This is a genomic window from Bacillus sp. J33 (assembly GCF_000518885.1).
In the GTDB taxonomy this organism is placed as follows: Bacteria; Bacillota; Bacilli; order Bacillales; family Cytobacillaceae; genus Cytobacillus.
In genome coordinates, this window is sequence record NZ_JAEL01000066.1 from 1 (window position 1) to 17,111 (window position 17,111).

A 17,111-nucleotide genomic window follows, 5' to 3' on the forward strand; every position below is an offset into this window, starting at 1 on the left:
GCGAAAGAGCAGGGAGAAGCAAAGGAAGAATCTCCAGCAGAGGATATGGACTTAGCTAAACAAAAGGCAGCAGCTGCAGCAAAAGCAAAGGCTGCGGCAGCAGCGAAGGCAAAAGCTGCAGCCCAGGCAAAGCAAGCGGGCGAAGCAGGGGATGATGAGAAGGCGAAGGCAATTGCAGCGGCGAAAGCAAAAGCGGCAGCAGCAGCGAAGGCGAAAGCCGCCGCACAGGCAAAGCAAGCAGGCAGTGCCGGCGGAGATGACGAAAAAGCGAAAGCGATTGCAGCAGCAAAGGCGAAAGCCGCCGCAGCAGCCAAAGCAAAATTGGCAGCAGCCGGCGGGGCTGGTGGAGATGATGAGAAGGCGAAGGCAATTGCCGCAGCAAAGGCAAAGGCCGCCGCAGCGGCAGCAGCCAAAGCAAAAGCAGCTGGCAGCAAAGCAGCCGCAGAACCTGAAGAAGAGAAGGCTCCTTCGGTTAACCAGCCTTACCTTGATAAATATGTAAAAGCAATAGAAAAAAATCTCGGCAGTGATGTTCTTGAAGATTACTATATTAATAATCTTTCCAAGGAAGTGCCGACATTAGTGGCGAAGGCCGCGTCGTATTATAAATTGGCAGAATTCCTTAAATATAATGAACAGCTGGGTTTTGATTATTTATCAGAGCTTCATGGTACCGATTTTGAAACGCATATGGAAGTGTATGCTCACCTGTACTCATACAAAAATCGCCAATCAGTTGCTCTGAAGGTGAAAATCAGCCGGGATGAACCGGAAATCGATTCCCTGCAGCCGCTATGGGCTGGTGCCAACTGGCCTGAGTGCGAGGCATTTGATTTGCTGGGCATCAAATTCAAGGGCCATCCAAATTTATATAGGATCATGCTTGGGGATGATTGGATCGGCCATCCGCTGCGCAAAGACTATGAACCGTATGATGTGGAGGTGTAACCAGTGCTTCGAACTGAAGAAATGCTATTAAATGTTGGACCTCAGCATCCAAGTACGCACGGTGTTTTCCGCCTTGTATTAAAAATCGACGGTGAGATTATCAAAGAAGCGAAACCGGTCATTGGCTATTTGCACCGCGGAACGGAAAAATTGGCTGAAAACCTCCAATACACTCAAATTATCCCTTATACAGACAGAATGGACTATCTGGCAGCCATGACGAATAACTATATACTCGTGCATGCAGTTGAAACGATGATGGATTTAAAAATTCCGGAGCGCGCCGAGTATCTGCGGGTTATTACGATGGAACTTGGCCGGATTGCCAGCCATCTGGTATGGTGGGGTACATATTTACTTGATATTGGAGCAACAAGTCCATTCCTATATGCATTCAGAGAACGTGAAATGATTATTAATATGCTGAATGAGATTTCCGGAGGCCGCTTAACGTTTAACTACATGCGTGTCGGCGGTGTAAAATGGGATGCTCCAGAAGGCTGGATTGAAAAAGTAAAAGAGTTTGTTCCGTATATGCGTGAACAGCTAAAAGGATACCATCAGCTTGTAACAGGAAATGAAATCTTTATGAACCGTGTCAAAGGAGTAGGGAAGTATACGAAAGAAGATGCCTTAAATTACTCGCTAAGCGGTGCCAATCTTCGCTGCACAGGCGTGAAATGGGATCTTCGCAAAGATGAGCCATACTCTATCTATGACCGATTCGATTTTGACGTTGCTGTCCAGGAGGGCGGCGATGCATGGTCCCGCTATCACGTGCGGATGAAGGAAATTGAAGAATCATTAAAGATTCTTGAACAAGCAGTTGAGCAATTTCCTTCTGAGGGAGATATTCTGGCAAAAGTGCCGAAGATCATTAAAGCGCCAAAAGGAGAGGCTTTTGTCAGGATCGAGTCTCCACGGGGAGAGATTGGCTGCTATATTGCGAGTGATGGCAAAAAGGAGCCTTACCGCTTAAAATTCCGAAGACCATCATTCTATAATCTGCAAATTCTCCCTAAACTGCTTGAAGGTGAAAATATTGCAAACTTGATTGCTATTTTAGGGGCAATTGATATTGTCCTTGGGGAGGTGGACGGTTAATGGTAGAAGAACTTTTATATTCCGAAGCCGGTCTGCTGAATTTCGGTATTTTCTTCTTGCTTGCCACCGTTTTACTATTAGTTGTTTTAGGCTTTGTTACATACGCGATTCTGGCGGAGCGAAAGGTAATGGGATTTATGCAGCTTCGCCATGGGCCGAATCAGGTTGGGGGCCGCTGGGGCTTGCTTCAAACGGTTGCGGACGTATTAAAGCTACTATTAAAAGAAGACACGATTCCGAAGCTTGCTGACAGGCCGCTGTTTATTCTTGCACCGGTCATTGCATTTGCACCGGCATTTATGGTGCTTGCAACGATTCCATTTACAGATAAGCTGCAGTTTGCGGATATTGGAGTCGGGCTGCTTTACTACATTGCCATTTCTGGGTTAACAACAGTTGGGATCGTAACGGGGGCATGGGCCTCGAACAATAAATACGCCCTGCTTGGAGGAATGCGTGCCGCTGCACAGATGATTTCCTACGAGATTCCGCTCGTTATGTCTGTATTAGGCATTGTCCTCTTAACCGGAAGCTTAAACCTAAATGAGATCGTTGAAGCGCAAAAAAATGGCTGGTTTATCATCTGGCAGCCAGTTGCTTTCATTGTATTCCTGATTGCTTCAACAGCAGAGCTTAACCGTGTTCCGTTTGACTTGCCTGAAGCCGAATCTGAACTGGTTGCCGGTTTCCATGTTGAATACTCCGGTTTCCGGTGGGCGTTCTTTATGCTTGCAGAATACGTTTATTTCTTTGCAATGGCTTCCCTGACAACTGTTTTATTCCTTGGAGGATGGCTGCCGCTTCCGTTCCTGGATTTCATTCCGGGTGCAGTCTGGTTTGCACTTAAATTTACGGTTGTAATCTTTATTTTAGTTTGGTTCCGTGTGACATTCCCTCGCCTGCGCGCAGACCAGCTCATGGAGTTTGGATGGAAGGTTCTGCTGCCGGTAGCACTTGCTAATATTTTCTTAACGGCGATCTTGAAGGAATGGCTGAACATATTTTAAATAAGTTTTAACAACGACCTCTTTAAAGGGGATTTCTTAAGCACAAGGGGTGAAAAACATGCTTGGTTTAGCGAAAGGATTATCGTATACCCTAAAAAACTTGGCGCGCAAAAAAGTTACGTATGACTATCCGAATGAACCTCTTCCACTTCCGGACCGGTTTCGTGGAATCCAAAAGTTTTATCCTGAAAAGTGTATCGTATGCAACCAGTGTGCAAACATTTGCCCGACGGATTGCATCCAGCTGACAGGAAAGAAGCATCCTGATCCTTCTAAAAAGGGAAAAATCATCGATACCTATGATATTAACTTTGAAATTTGCATCCTTTGCGATTTATGCACAGAGGTTTGTCCGACGGAAGCGATTATTATGACCAATAACTTCGAACTGGCTGAATACAGCCGTGATGAATTATTCAAGAACCTCGAGTGGCTTGATGAAAATGACGAGAATATACGGAAGGTGAATAAAGCATGACGTTTTCAGGTGAGTTTTTAGCGTTTATGTCTCTTGCTTTAGTAGCGGTCATCGGCGGCGTGCTTTTATTGAACCTTTCCAAAGTGGTGCATATGGTTGTCGCACTTGTTTTTACCTTTGTAAGCATAGCTGGAATATATGTCCTCCTATCGGCTGAGTTCGTAGCCGCTGTGCAGATACTTATCTATTCCGGTGCGATTACCATTATTATGCTGTTTGGAATTATGCTCACACGCCATAACGACACAAGCGAGCCAAAAGCGGGCCGCTGGCGGAAACTATTATTATTTCTGGGAGTGTTGGGCTTCGCCTTTGCTGTATATATCGGAATCTATAACCTTGATATTCCGCAAACGCCAAGTGACCTTCATGTAAATAATACAGAACAGATTGGGGTAGAGCTTTATTCAAAATTCATTATTCCATTTGAATTGACCTCTGTCTTATTGCTGGTAGTTCTGGTTGGTTCAATTGTTTTGGCAAAAAGAGACGATGAGAAGGAGGCGGAGAAGGAATGAGTGCAGTTCCGGTTCAAGCCTACCTGGCATTGGCTTTAATTCTATTCTGTATCGGCCTTTATGGGGCTTTGACCAAACGAAATACAGTTATTGTTTTGATTTCGATTGAATTGATGCTGAATGCGGTAAATATTAATCTTGTAGCCTTCAGCAAATATGGCATTGCGCCATCTATTACAGGCCAAATCTTTGCCTTGTTTGCCATAACGGTAGCTGCAGCAGAAGCAGCCGTTGGTTTAGCGATCTTGATTGCGCTTTATCGTAACAAAAAGACCATTAATATTGATGAGATGGATACGATGAAGCACTAATGTTTAATGACTTTGCGGAAAATGCCGCCAAACGCGGCTAAAGATAAAGAAAGACAGGCTGAATGAAGAGCCTGAAAGGACCTTTTTTAAAGGGTCCCAATCTGACACGCCGGCAATTCGGACTGCCAAGCTTTAGGGCGTGTTCAAAAAAGGGGATTGTGATAATGATGGAGAATGCATGGATCATACCGCTTTTCCCGCTTTTATCGTTTTTGTTCCTTATTCTATTCGGCAAACGGCTTAAAGAAGCGAGTGCTTATATAGGAATCTTGTTTACTTTAGCTTCGCTTGTATATTCATTATGGGTGCTTTTTGAAAGATTTGCAGCACCTACATACAAGGCGGAGGGCGTTTGGCTGACCATAGGGGATGTTCACTTAACAGCGGGTTTTGAAGTTAATCAGTTAAATGCACTCATGCTGGTGATTGTATCACTCGTCAGTTTCTTGGTACATACGTATTCGAAAGGCTATATGAACGGAGATGACCGTTTCCCTGTTTTCTATGCTTATTTGGGCTTATTTACCTTTGCGATGCTGGGCCTTGTCATCTCGCCTAATCTCTTGCAAACCTATATCTTCTGGGAGCTTGTCGGGCTTGGATCATTCTTGCTGATCGGTTTCTATTTTTACAAAGAAGAAGCAAAGGCAGCAGCCAAAAAGGCATTTATTATGACCCGTATTGGCGATGTCGGCCTTTTGATCGGAATGATTCTATTATTCTGGCAAGTTGGCAGTTTCGAATATGATGAAATTTTTGCTGCTGTTGAGGCTGGTTCCATCTCAGCCACAATGATTACATTAACAGCCATTCTTATTTTCGTTGGGGCAGTCGGAAAATCCGGCCAGTTCCCGCTGCACACATGGCTTCCGGACGCGATGGAAGGTCCAACGCCTGTTTCAGCTTTAATCCATGCTGCGACAATGGTTGCAGCAGGGGTATACCTAGTGGCGGCTTTATTCCCGCTCTTTACAGCAAGTGAAACAGCGCTGATGACTGTAGCAGTAATTGGTGCCTTCACGGCCATTTTTGCAGCAAGCATTGGCTTGGTGCAGAAAGATATTAAGCGGGTTCTCGCTTATTCAACCGTCAGCCAGCTGGGGTACATGATGCTGGCACTTGGATCTGCCGGATATGTGGCAGGTGTGTTCCATTTAATGACACACGCTTTTTTCAAAGCCTTGCTATTCCTTGCAGCAGGAAGTGTCATTCATGCTGTTCATACACAGAACATTGAACATATGGGCGGATTATGGAAAAAGCTCCGCATCACCGGTCCGCTATTCCTGATCGGGACACTCGCAATCAGCGGTGTGCCATTATTCTCAGGGTTCTTCAGTAAGGATGAAATCTTAATTGCCGCCTGGGCGCATGGAAACACAGGATTGTTCTGGCTGGCAGTGATTGCCGCTTTCTTCACTGCATTTTATATGTTCCGCCTATTCTTTATGGTTTTTGCAGGAGAATCAAGAAGCGATATGAAAGATGTCCGCGAGTCTCCAAGTGTGATGACCATGCCGATGATCGTGCTTGGCGCCTTGGCAATAGGAGCCGGTTATGTAAATACTCCATGGTTCGGCACGTTCCTTGGCGATTGGCTAGTAGAAGGAAACCATTCATTTGGCCATGGCCATATTGAAGGTCCAGCTTGGATAATGATTGTGGCAACAGTTGTGTCCCTGCTGGGTATATTCCTCGCCTGGCTGATGTACGGCAAGGGATCGCTGTCTCGTGACTGGCTCTCAAGCAGACTGCCGCTTTCGTACAGTGTTTTATTTAACAAATACTATATTGATGAGTTTTATCAGCTGACAGCTGTTAATGGCGCTAAATTCATTAGCTCCTTCCTTCGGTTCCTGGAAGTCTTCTTTGTTGAAGGAATTGTTAAAGGAGTAGCAGGCATTGCGTCATCTCTTGGCAAACTGGGCTCCAAATTCCAGAATGGCCAGATTCAGACGTATGGAACGGTTGCCTTTGTCGGGCTCGCTATTTTGGTTGTCATCTATGCGGTAACAGGGGGGTACTTAAAATGAACTTTGAATATTTTCTATCACTCTTAGTTTTCTCCCCTTTAGTTGGTATTTTAGTATTATCGTTTCTGCCAAAGACACAGGAATCATTGATTAAGATGGTTGGATTTTTGGCCACCCTTCCGGCTTTGGCATTGTCGCTGATCGCTTACTTTCAGTACAGGGCTGGTGTAAGCCTGGAAGACCTGAATGAAAAGATCACCTGGATTCAATTCGGAAACTCCAATCAGCTGGGAAACCTTTTCTCCATTGATTACGAGCTGGGACTTGATGGATTCTCGCTGATCATGATCGTGCTTACAGCTGTATTATCAACACTCGCAGCCATTGCCTCCATTCATATTAAAAAAGAATGGAAAGGCTATTTTATGCTATTCCTGCTGCTTGAAGTCGGCATGCTTGGCGTGTTTGCGGCTGAAAACCTGATTCTATTCTTTATTTTCTTTGAAATAACGCTCATACCAACCTTCTTCCTGATCGGAAAATGGGGTTACTTTGAAAAAGAAAATGCAGCGTACAGCTTTTTAATCTATAACGGACTTGGCTCTGCTGTCCTGCTGATTGTCATCATGGTGCTGTTTGCACGTACAGGCACATCGAATATTGATGCTTTGATGGCGGCAATGAATGCTGACAATCCTCAGCTTGTTGCGCCAATCACTGAAAATATGAAAATGGGCATGCTGATTGCTCTTTTAATAGCATTTGGCATCAAGCTTCCCATTTTTCCGCTGCACAGCTGGATGGTAAGGGTTCACGTTCAAGCACCGCCTTCCATTGTTATGCTGCATGCCGGTGTGCTTCTAAAAATAGGTGCATTTGGTTTAATCCGTTTCGGAATGGGGATATTTCCCGAGCAATTCCAGAGCCTTTCCGCATTGCTTGCTGTGCTCGGAGTAGTGAATTTACTGTACGGAGCCTTCCTGGCATTCGTGCAGACTGATTTCAAAATGGTGCTCGCCTACTCTTCTATTTCCCACATGGGAATCGTCTTAATCGGATTGGGCGCATTAAATGAGGCAGGTGTTCAGGGGGCTATTTTCCAGGTGGTTTCACACGGACTTATTGCCGCGCTATTATTCTTCCTTGTTGGTGTGTTTTATGAGCGTGTACAAACATCCAACATTCAGAACATGGGAGGCATGGCTAAAGGCATGCCGATTGCGGCAGGCTTCCTGCTTGCAGGAGCAATGGCTTCACTTGGCTTGCCTGGAATGTCTGGTTTCGTAAGTGAATTCATGGCTTTCCTGGGCCTTTTCAAAGAAATGCCGGTATTGGCTGCAGTCGGTGCAATCGGCATTATCATGACAGCAGTCTACTTGCTGCGCGCGGTACTCGGAATTACGTACGGCCAAGCGCATCGGGATTTTGCCGGAGTTACGGATATGAGAAAATTTGAGTTTGTGCCTGTCCTGGTTTTAGTCGGATTAATTGTACTGATTGGTGTATATCCAAGTGTATTGAGCGAACCGCTGACATCTACACTTGAAACGATCATGCTGGGGATAGGAGGGTGATGAAGGATGGATCTTGAAACATTGTTATCATATGAATGGAGCATCATGGCGCCGGAGTTCATCATCCTTGGTGTTGCAACCGCTCTGTCATTGTTGGATTTATTTATGCCAAAAACGCAAAGCCGCAAAATCCTCGGCTGGATTGGCTTTGCCGGAATTCTGGCCGCGCTTGTTTCCTTATTGGGTTTAGTAGAGCATGGCACAGAATCGATTTTATTTGATACCTTTAGGCTGGATTCCTTTGCAAAGGCCTTTAAGCTGCTGCTGCTGATTGGAGCGGCAATGGTTATGCTGATTGCCATCAGCTATGAGCCAAATGAGGGGCTGGAAGAATTCAGGGGGGAATTTTTCTACCTGTTTATGGCTGCATTGCTTGGTGCGATGATGATGTCATCAAGCGGTGATTTAATTACGCTGTTTGTCGGTCTCGAACTGCTTTCGATTTCCTCCTACATTCTGGCAGGCATGAGAAAGAGAAATATCCAATCAAACGAATCTGCTATGAAATATGTCATTAACGGGGGTATTTCAACGGCAATCACTTTGTTTGGCATGAGTTATGTTTATGGTTTAACAGGAACTACAAATTTAAAGGCCATGGCCGGATTTTTAACTTCTGTTTACAATGAACAGCATATTTATCTTCTTGGCCTTGCATTCTTCATGATTGTGGCGGGACTCTCATTTAAATTGGCAACAGCCCCATTCCATATGTGGGCTCCGGATGTTTACCAGGGTGCACCGACACCTGTAACAGCCTTCTTGAGTGTAGTATCCAAAACAGCAGGCTTCGTATTGATTGTGCGTATCCTGTTTTCAATCTTTGCCAATACGCCATCGGGTGATGCCGGGGGGACACCGATGATCCTGACACTTCAGGATTACATAGCGTTCCTGGCAGGAGCGACGATGATTATTGGTAACCTGATAGCTTTAAGGCAGCGAAATATTAAGCGCCTGTTTGCTTATTCAAGTATTGCCCAGGCTGGATACCTGTTAGTGGTCATCGCCACAATGTCATTGTTTATGTTTGATACACTGTGGTTTTACCTTGGCGCTTACCTGTTCATGAACTTGGGGGCGTTTGCCATTATCCAGTATGTGACGCATAAATCGGGATCTGACGATATCAGCCAGTTTGCCGGCTTATACCGCCGTGCACCGTTCCTTGCGATTGCAATGGCGGTCTTCCTGCTTTCGCTTGCAGGCATTCCGGGAACAGCCGGGTTTATTGGAAAGCTGAATATTTTTATGGGTGCATTGGTTCCGCAGGAAGGGCATTATGTACTGGTATCCATTATGATTGCCACTACAGTAGTTTCATACTTCTACTACTTCGGCGTCATGGTCCAAATGTTCTTCAGGCCAGCAGCTGAGGCAGGGAAGGTAAAAATTCCTGCAGCCTTGAAAGCTGTCATCAGCATTAGTATTGTGGCTACCATCCTGTTTGGAGTAGCGCCAAATATTGCATTTGATTTCCTGCAGGGAAATTTCAATCAGTTCACTGATTTCTTTCAGTAATTAGCCTTTTAATGGGGATGTAAAAGGGCATTAAAGAATTGCTGTTTTCGTAAAGTTTGTTGCTTATCGGCAGCTGACTAAGATAAACCAACGGGCTGAATTAATAAGTAAAACAACAATTTATAAGAAAGAAGCCTAAAAAATAGGGTTATATAACAATAAGAAGGGGACATTCCCCTTCTTATTTCGTTTTAGGCTCCAACTATTTACATATTTCTTTCTTCGTGTTTTTTCGACAAAAAGAAAAAATTCGCTATAATGTTTATATGGACCGCAAAAAATAGCGAAAACTTAATTTTCAAAAAATAACCAATCATGAAACTTACCTGCTAGTATAAACGTCAAATGGTATTGTAGCGCACAAAACAGGTAAGCAAGGTAGTAAGATTTTTTAGGGAGGGAAGAAGATGATTTCAGGATTTGGGCAGCAGGCGTTGATTAGCATTATGTCTCATCTGGTTTTCATTGCGCTGGCCTGGTGGGCGCTTCAGGCTTTAAGGTTTGAAACTCTTTTACGGGCAAATCATGTTTTTCAGGCCCGGGTTCTGTATGTTTTGTTATCTATTGTCATCGGATCAACAGTCAGCAATTTCTTTCTCGATTATCTTCTATGGTCCCAGCAGCTGCCGCTTATTTTGCAGAATATAAATTTTTCGCTATATTAATGCTCACTGTTGAATTTAGAACTGGAAACAGCAAGCAAGGCTGAAAATTTTATAAATATAGGTCTTCATACATGTTTTCATTTTGGAAATTTTTAAGTAAAATCTTGTTGTTGCTTGTTTCATGCATACATACGATATTGTGAAGTTTTTTTCAAAGTATGCACAAAGAGGCAAAAAAAGGCATTTGCAACAGAGGTAAAAACTCCATTTCTGGCTTGTCAAAAAGTGACGACAATTCCCAAGTATGCTCCTCGTTTCCTTGGTAACAATGGTACTAAGGGGAGGGGTTTAAAGATGAAAAATTTAGCATTATTTTTATCGATTATTGGCATAATTGGTTTCATGTTAATAAACATTGGGAATAAGACGACTGTAGCCAAAGGGGAGCTTGACCTGCTGACGATGGCCTCAGTAATGCAGGACGAGAACATTTTAATCAAAGAATGGTCTTTGCATGCAAGAGAAAAAATGGAAAATGTTCAAAGCATTCAGGAAGCAAAAGCATTCACAGAAGAATTGCAAAAGAAATATCCTGATTGGGAATGGAGTTTTCAAAAAACGGAAAAGTCCTGGGAAGCAATAGCTGTTAAAGAAGATAGCGACACTCGGTCAGAGGCTGTCAAAATTTTATCGACCCTCACAAAAGGTCAAGTTCAAACGTATGTAATTTATGAGGCCAAAGGTCAAGGGTGGGAGAAAGATCAACAGAATCTGGCTGCAGCTCTTAACAGCAAAATTTCTGACATTTTTCGTGGAAATGCCACAATTTTCTCTTGTATCCAGGGCGAATTCAGTGGTAAGATTAAAAAGTCTTTGCCTGATACTGTAAATCAATTATTGGCAGCTTTTAATGCAACAGAAATAGAAGCGCTAAAAGAAGACCAATTCATTTCAACATCAGCACATTCACCGCTTTTTGGTGAATCCATTGAGACGAATGGCAAGGATATGAACATGCAGCTTGGATTACGGACTAAAGGAATGGGCGCCAAGACAAACATAGTTATTGGCACACCCATCATAACGATTGAATATTAATATAGAGAAATTGGACGCGGAGGGGAATACACTTTGGATAAAATCATCGTCCGCGGCGGAAATAGGTTAAGCGGTACTGTCAAAGTAGAAGGAGCAAAAAACGCTGTCTTACCGGTTATCGCCGCAACACTGTTAGCAAGTGATGGCAAAAGCGTAATTCGTGATGTCCCAACACTCTCCGATGTATATACTATTAATGAAGTATTACGCTATTTAAACGCCGAAGTGGAGTTTGAAAATAATACAGTAAAAGTAAATGCATCTCGAGAGTTGAAGGTAGAAGCACCTTTTGAATATGTACGTAAAATGCGTGCTTCAGTATTAGTCATGGGATCTTTATTAGCAAGAAATGGCCGTGCCCGTGTGGCATTGCCTGGGGGATGCGCAATTGGTTCCCGCCCAATCGATCAGCATTTAAAAGGCTTTGAAGCGATGGGTGCAAAAGTAAAGGTTGGCAATGGCTTTATTGAAGCGGAAGCACCAGAAGGCCGCTTGCAAGGAGCAAAAATATATCTAGATTTCCCTAGCGTAGGCGCTACGGAAAATATAATGATGGCTGCAACATTGGCCAAAGGTACAACCATTTTGGAAAACGTAGCGAAGGAACCTGAGATTGTTGATTTGGCTAACTTCCTTAACAAGATGGGTGCCAAGGTTAAAGGCGCAGGAACTGGAACAATCCGCATTGAAGGTGTGGACGTTCTGTTTGGTGCAGAGCACAACATCATTCCTGATCGTATTGAAGCAGGAACCTTCATGGTGGCAGCAGCCATTACAGGCGGAGACGTTCTTGTAAAAGGCGCTGTTCCTGAGCACTCTACTTCTTTAATCGCGAAGATGGAAGAAATGGGTGTGACGTTCATTGAAGAAGCTGAAGGAATTCGCGTATTGGGTCCAGATAAGCTGAAGGCAGTTGATATTAAAACAATGCCTCACCCAGGGTTCCCTACAGATATGCAATCACAAATGATGGCCCTTTTGCTTCATGCACAAGGAACAAGTGTGATTACGGAAACCGTATTTGAAAACCGCTTCATGCACGTGGAAGAGTTCCGCCGTATGAACGCTGATATTAAAATTGAAGGACGTTCAGTAATCATGAACGGACCATGCAACCTGCAGGGCGCAGAAGTGGCTGCTACAGACCTTCGTGCAGCTGCGGCACTAATCCTGACTGGATTGGTTGCAGACGGCGTAACGCGCGTAACAGAGCTTAAGCATCTAGACCGCGGATACGTAAACTTCCATGAAAAGCTTGCTGCTTTAGGCGCTGATATCGAACGCATTACAGTAGCGGAAGAAACACCAGCTGAAGAAACAAGCTATGTTTCTGACATGAACGCATAAGAAATGCCAATCAAGGCGGCCATTGATGTCGTCGAAAATAGTCGCCTTGCGTGCATTCCTAAATGAAACCGCAGAATCGAGCTGTCAGATGACTGACAAATCGATTCTGCGGTTTTTAATTTATTTTGGAGTTGATTGACCCGGTACAGCTGATCTGGCGCGGAGTGGTGCATATATTTGAAAAATGGCGCAAAAATGAAGCAAAGTGACGCATAAATTTTAAAAGCAGTGCCGTAATAGTATAAAGTGACGCATATAAATGAAAAGTGACGCACACCAAGTCGAGTTGTGCGCCGGAAATTGTGTGTAATGTTAGATATATTTCGGATTTTGCTAGATAAATCCGGAATTCTGTTAGATTAAGTTCAAAATCTGTAAGATAAAATCAGAAATATGCTAGATAATGTGTAAGACTGAACTTCAGATCATTCAAACTGTTTTTTATATCGATTCATTCTGTTGTCATATTAGCTTGTCCATAGCCATAAATATGAAGTGAGTTAGAATTATTTTTTCGCTATGGAGGCTTAAAACATGACAAAATTCAAACCTTTCATCGTACTAGCCGCATTGTTGTTTGCCGTCACTCTTGTGATTCCGGCGCTGCTTGTGATTCCTTTTACAGAAGGGAAAGTGAGCGGGAAGCTTGGGGAGGAGCTAAAACAGGAGACTAAAAAAGAGACGGCCGCAGAAATTCCGCAAGGGCCTGCCATAGAGGTAGGTGTCTATCGCCTTGCACAAAAAAAGCTGGAGACCGTTCCGCTGGAGGACTATATTGTCGGAGTTGTTGCATCGGAAATGCCGGCTGAATTTGAAAAAGAAGCATTGAAGGCACAGGCACTTGCAGCAAGGACTTTTATTGTTGAACAAATGCTGAATGAGAATAAAGCAGATCTGCCTGAAGGAGCCTTAGTATATGATACAGTCGTTCATCAGGTTTATAAAAATGAAAATGAACTCAAGCAAATTTGGGGATCTGATTACAAGTGGAAAATCGAAAAGGTCAGAGAAGCAGTCACCGAAACCCGAGGGCAAATCCTCACTTTTGACGGCTCACCGATTACGGCTTCCTTTTTTTCCACAAGCAATGGCTTTACAGAGAATTCCGAGGCCATCTGGTCAAATTCTGTTCCATATCTAAAGAGTGTGGAAAGCAAATGGGATCTGCAGTCACCGAAATTTAACGGAAGAGAAGTATTCACAGTTCAGGAGTTCGAAAAGAAATTGGGTGTGAAGCTTCCTAACGATAGCACGATTGGCACTGTAACCGAGCGTACAGCCGGACAGCGGGTTGCCAAGGTAGATATTAATGGAAAAACCGTTAGCGGACAGGACATCAGGGAGAAGCTTGGTTTGAAATCGACAGACTTTACCTGGGAACGCAAGGGCGATAACATTATTATCAATACCCAAGGCTACGGCCATGGAGTCGGCATGAGCCAATATGGCGCAAATGGAATGGCAGCTGAGGGGAAGGATTATAAAGAAATTGTCTCACATTACTATCAAGGTGTGGAGATTGCAGCATCTGATCAGCTGCTCACTAAAATTACGGCGAAAAAATAGCAGAAAGAGGCTGGTTCTATCGCAGAATCAGCCTTCTTTTATTTGTCCTTTTAAAAAAGGCTGTTTTCGTAGGCTTTTTGCTTTTCGGGCTGAGGAGGCTCTCGTTCCTCCCCGCGGGAAAGCATGAGTGCCCGTAGCGGAAATCAACGCAGAAATTATAAGTAAAACAACAATTTAGGAGAAAAGGGCCTTAAAAAAAGAAAGAATAGAAGCAAGCTTTTTAAACCGGCCATGGAAAAGGGCGCGGCTAATGAAGTACCAGCACACCAAAACGCCTGTAATGTCTTTTACAGCGTCGATAAGGGTGGCAGAGCGATAAGGAACGAAAGACTGATGAATTTCATCCAGGATCCCGTAAAAGCAGGCAAAGGCAGCCAGCAGGAAGTTTGCAGATGGTGTCAGCTTGCCGGCAGTCAAGCCTGCCAAAACCAGAAGAACGTATAAAATGCCAAACTCTACAAGATGCAGGGATTCTTTAAAAAACCGGTCAACTGCAGAATCGGGCAGTTCTACAACCGCATTATGAGGCAAGCCGGAAAGGATCCAGATCAGCGCCATATAGAAGAAGGGAAGAACCCTAATGATCCACTTAAGCATATCCGAAAAACTCCTTTAAAAATTTTTTCTCATATCATGCATAATCATAAAACCTTTGTCGAAAAATAAAACCAAAAAATTTTTTTTGAGAAATGTATATAATCCTCTCAATCTGTTCAGACTGATTGCTGAGGTGATGATAAATGAGAGAGGAAGAAAAGAAACAGTCTTCTCAAAATTCCAGCTTTAAACGCTTTATGAAAAAGCGGTGGGCATTCCCAGCTATCTACATTGCAAGTGCAGCAATCATTCTAACCGGTGTTCTTTGGTACCAAAGCAGCGACAACGCTACAGACACAGACAGCTACGACTACGAAGCCACTGATATTACCGGAAAGAAGTACGATGAGCCAGCATTGGAAGTTAACCGTGCTATGGAAAACTTTGTAATGCCTGTTAAAGATCCAGATTCAGCTGTCATTCAAAAACAATTCTATGACTATGACGGCAAACCGGAAGAACAGGAAGCTGCTCTAGTATTTTACAATAACACATACCATCCGAACACGGGTATTGATATTGCCACAAAGGATGGAGAAACGTTTAATGTACTTGCTGCATTAAGCGGAAAAGTTACTAAGGTTGAAGAAGATGCACTGTTGGGCAATGTCATTGAAGTTGAGCATGACAAAGGAATTGTAACACAATATCAATCTGTTACAGAGATGAATGTTAAGGTTGGCGACCAGGTAGAACAAGGTGATGTCCTTGCTAAAGCAGGCGAAAGCTTGTTTAATGAAGAAGCAGGCGTTCACGTGCACTTTGAAATCCGCAAAGATGGACTGCCTGTCAATCCGCTTGATTACTTCAATAAGCCGCTTAGCGCTTTACAGGAGTTAGACACAACTGATCAAAAAGATGCTGCTGATAACAGCGGTGCAACGGAAGAAAACGATGAAGCTGCTCCTTCTGAGGACGAGTCTGCGGAGGATTCTGGCAAAACAGAAGAAGAAGGTTCTGCTGAAGAATCTGGAACTACTGATGAAAATGCCGGAAACACGGAAGAAGACGAGTCAACTGATACAGAAGAAGATCCAGCTGGAACTTCTGAAGACGAAGGTCAAACTGACGACCAGGTTGAAGAAGACACAACTGAATCAACTGACGCATAATATGATGGAGTCCGCCAGATTGGCGGGCTCTTTTTGATGTTAGGGGGCAGTCATCCCTTCGTAAAATTTCGACAATTCCGCCATATTCCTGTATAATATTTCGATAGGCGAAAAGTTATACAGGGGGACGTGAACATATGAAAAAGCTGCTTTTAACGGGTTTTGAACCCTTTTTGGACTATCCGATTAATCCTACTGAAATCATTGTGAAGGAGCTGGATGGAAAAAGGATTGGAAACTATGAAATTAAAGGACTTCATTTACCAGTAGATTTTGAGCAGGGACCTAAGAAAATAGTAGAAGCCGCTGCTTCGGAAAAGCCGGATGCGGTTATTTCTTTAGGGCTTGCTGCGGGGCGTACGGCTATTACGCCTGAAAGAATTGCTATTAACTGCCAGGACGGGGAACCGGATAATAGCGGGTTCAGCCCAGAGGATAAACGCATAGAGGAAAATGGCCCCGATGGATATTTTTCAACTCTTCCAATCCGCAGAATGGTTAATAGCCTAAAAGAGTCAGGCTATCCATCCTCCATCTCCAATACAGCGGGAACCTATTTATGCAATAATGTCATGTATTCAGTTCTTCATGAATTAAAGGCAGCAGGCAGAAACATACCTGCAGGTTTTGTGCATATTCCTGCTTCCCATGCTTTGGCAGCTGCCAGCAAAAAGAGCATGGCAAGCTGGTCTGATGCGGATTTGCTGAAGGCAATCACAATAATAATAGAAGTACTAGATTGAGGAGCCAAATGTACCTGGCTCCTTTTCTCGTTTGGTTAGGAAATTATAAAATCCAATCAGTTGAACAACTTTGTGAAAAGTTGTCTGCATCTAGCTCCAGCGCCTAGCCAGTTTTCATCCCGTATAGGCTCCCTTGAATATCTTGCGAGGAGCATGATTCGGAGAATGATGCTTCGAGCAGCTCGGGTCATAAGCCAAATCACTCCAGAAATCAGGACAAGGAAGGCTTCGGCAGCGATACATCGCCCGACCAAAGCGAGCTTTGGGAGGTTTCCTGCGTGATTCGTCTTATGCCTGTCGGACTTGCACAGGATGTGCTGGCTTCTGCGTTCGCCACAGGACGTGGCGGTTTTTAGCTGAAGTTCCTATGGCAAGGCGCTTCCGCTTTTGTTCTGTTAAATTAAACTATCGCTATAATAATTTACAATTAGGTTGTTATTACCGCTATAGTGTTTTCCTCTAATACCCTAAAGGCTTATAAATGATGAAAAGGATGCATAACATTGTAAAAACCATGCCTGCCAATGCTTAAAGCCTCCTAGTATGAATTTTTACAAAAAAAAATAAATATATTTACAGCATGTACTTGACCTGGAATTAATTTTTGTA

The 17,111-nt window shown here is 43.7% G+C and carries 16 protein-coding genes; 15 read left to right on the forward strand and 1 reads right to left on the reverse strand.

Features of this window, described 5'->3' with window-relative positions:
* The 13 genes from L634_RS0117845 to spoIID form a co-directional block, all read left to right on the forward strand.
* Positions 1–948 (forward strand): NADH-quinone oxidoreductase subunit C (locus tag L634_RS0117845; protein WP_026583631.1); only part of this gene is annotated, 948 nt, incomplete at its 5' end.
* Between the two features lie 3 nt (positions 949–951).
* Positions 952–2,052: an NADH-quinone oxidoreductase subunit D gene (locus L634_RS0117850; RefSeq protein ID WP_026583632.1), complete on the forward strand. Its 1,101-nt coding sequence runs from the start codon at positions 952–954 to the stop codon at positions 2,050–2,052.
* On the forward strand, positions 2,052–3,059 hold the full coding sequence (gene nuoH / locus L634_RS0117855) for an NADH-quinone oxidoreductase subunit NuoH (RefSeq protein ID WP_026583633.1): 1,008 nt from the start codon (positions 2,052–2,054) through the stop codon (positions 3,057–3,059). Before L634_RS0117850 ends, nuoH begins: the two co-directional genes overlap by 1 nt.
* 58 nt (positions 3,060–3,117) lie before the next feature.
* Positions 3,118–3,537 (forward strand): NADH-quinone oxidoreductase subunit NuoI, encoded by a 420-nt coding sequence (gene nuoI / locus L634_RS0117860; protein ID WP_026583634.1) that lies wholly within the window; start codon positions 3,118–3,120, stop codon positions 3,535–3,537.
* On the forward strand, positions 3,534–4,055 hold the full coding sequence (locus L634_RS0117865) for an NADH-quinone oxidoreductase subunit J (RefSeq protein ID WP_026583635.1): 522 nt from the start codon (positions 3,534–3,536) through the stop codon (positions 4,053–4,055). The genes nuoI and L634_RS0117865 overlap by 4 nt, the downstream gene beginning before the upstream one ends.
* Positions 4,052–4,366 carry an NADH-quinone oxidoreductase subunit NuoK gene (gene nuoK / locus L634_RS0117870; RefSeq protein WP_026583636.1) on the forward strand — a complete coding sequence of 105 codons (315 nt, stop codon included), beginning with the start codon at positions 4,052–4,054 and terminating at the stop codon, positions 4,364–4,366. Before L634_RS0117865 ends, nuoK begins: the two co-directional genes overlap by 4 nt.
* Before the next feature lie 164 nt (positions 4,367–4,530).
* Positions 4,531–6,399, forward strand: coding sequence for an NADH-quinone oxidoreductase subunit L (nuoL, locus tag L634_RS0117875; protein ID WP_026583637.1), 1,869 nt, complete (start codon positions 4,531–4,533; stop codon positions 6,397–6,399).
* The gene (locus tag L634_RS0117880) at positions 6,396–7,913 is read left to right on the forward strand and encodes an NADH-quinone oxidoreductase subunit M (RefSeq protein WP_026583638.1); all 1,518 of its coding nucleotides are present in this window, start codon (positions 6,396–6,398) and stop codon (positions 7,911–7,913) included. Before nuoL ends, L634_RS0117880 begins: the two co-directional genes overlap by 4 nt.
* 6 nt (positions 7,914–7,919) lie before the next feature.
* The gene (nuoN, locus tag L634_RS0117885) at positions 7,920–9,434 is read left to right on the forward strand and encodes an NADH-quinone oxidoreductase subunit NuoN (protein WP_026583639.1); all 1,515 of its coding nucleotides are present in this window, start codon (positions 7,920–7,922) and stop codon (positions 9,432–9,434) included.
* Positions 9,435–9,841: 407 nt separating this feature from the next.
* The gene (locus tag L634_RS0117895) at positions 9,842–10,099 is read left to right on the forward strand and encodes a DUF1146 family protein (RefSeq protein ID WP_026583640.1); all 258 of its coding nucleotides are present in this window, start codon (positions 9,842–9,844) and stop codon (positions 10,097–10,099) included.
* A gap of 294 nt (positions 10,100–10,393) precedes the next feature.
* On the forward strand, positions 10,394–11,137 hold the full coding sequence (locus L634_RS0117900) for a YwmB family TATA-box binding protein (RefSeq protein ID WP_026583641.1): 744 nt from the start codon (positions 10,394–10,396) through the stop codon (positions 11,135–11,137).
* A gap of 33 nt (positions 11,138–11,170) precedes the next feature.
* Entirely contained in the window at positions 11,171–12,484 is a 1,314-nt protein-coding gene (gene murA / locus L634_RS0117905) for a UDP-N-acetylglucosamine 1-carboxyvinyltransferase (RefSeq protein ID WP_026583642.1), read from the forward strand.
* Between the two features lie 534 nt (positions 12,485–13,018).
* Positions 13,019–14,050: a stage II sporulation protein D gene (spoIID, locus tag L634_RS0117910; protein WP_026583643.1), complete on the forward strand. Its 1,032-nt coding sequence runs from the start codon at positions 13,019–13,021 to the stop codon at positions 14,048–14,050.
* A 174-nt stretch (positions 14,051–14,224) separates the two neighbouring features.
* On the opposite strand, the gene L634_RS0117915 is transcribed toward spoIID, so the two are convergent.
* Positions 14,225–14,647 (reverse strand): VanZ family protein, encoded by a 423-nt coding sequence (locus tag L634_RS0117915; RefSeq protein ID WP_026583644.1) that lies wholly within the window; start codon positions 14,645–14,647, stop codon positions 14,225–14,227.
* A gap of 143 nt (positions 14,648–14,790) precedes the next feature.
* Here L634_RS0117915 and L634_RS0117920 point away from each other — a divergent pair, with 143 nt between their 5' ends.
* Both L634_RS0117920 and L634_RS0117925 read left to right on the forward strand, forming a co-directional pair.
* Complete coding sequence (locus L634_RS0117920; RefSeq protein ID WP_026583645.1) at positions 14,791–15,759, forward strand: M23 family metallopeptidase; 969 nt, start codon at positions 14,791–14,793, stop codon at positions 15,757–15,759.
* 137 nt (positions 15,760–15,896) lie between these two features.
* Positions 15,897–16,502, forward strand: coding sequence for a pyroglutamyl-peptidase I (locus L634_RS0117925; protein ID WP_026583646.1), 606 nt, complete (start codon positions 15,897–15,899; stop codon positions 16,500–16,502).
* The last annotated feature ends 609 nt before the right edge of the window (positions 16,503–17,111 follow it).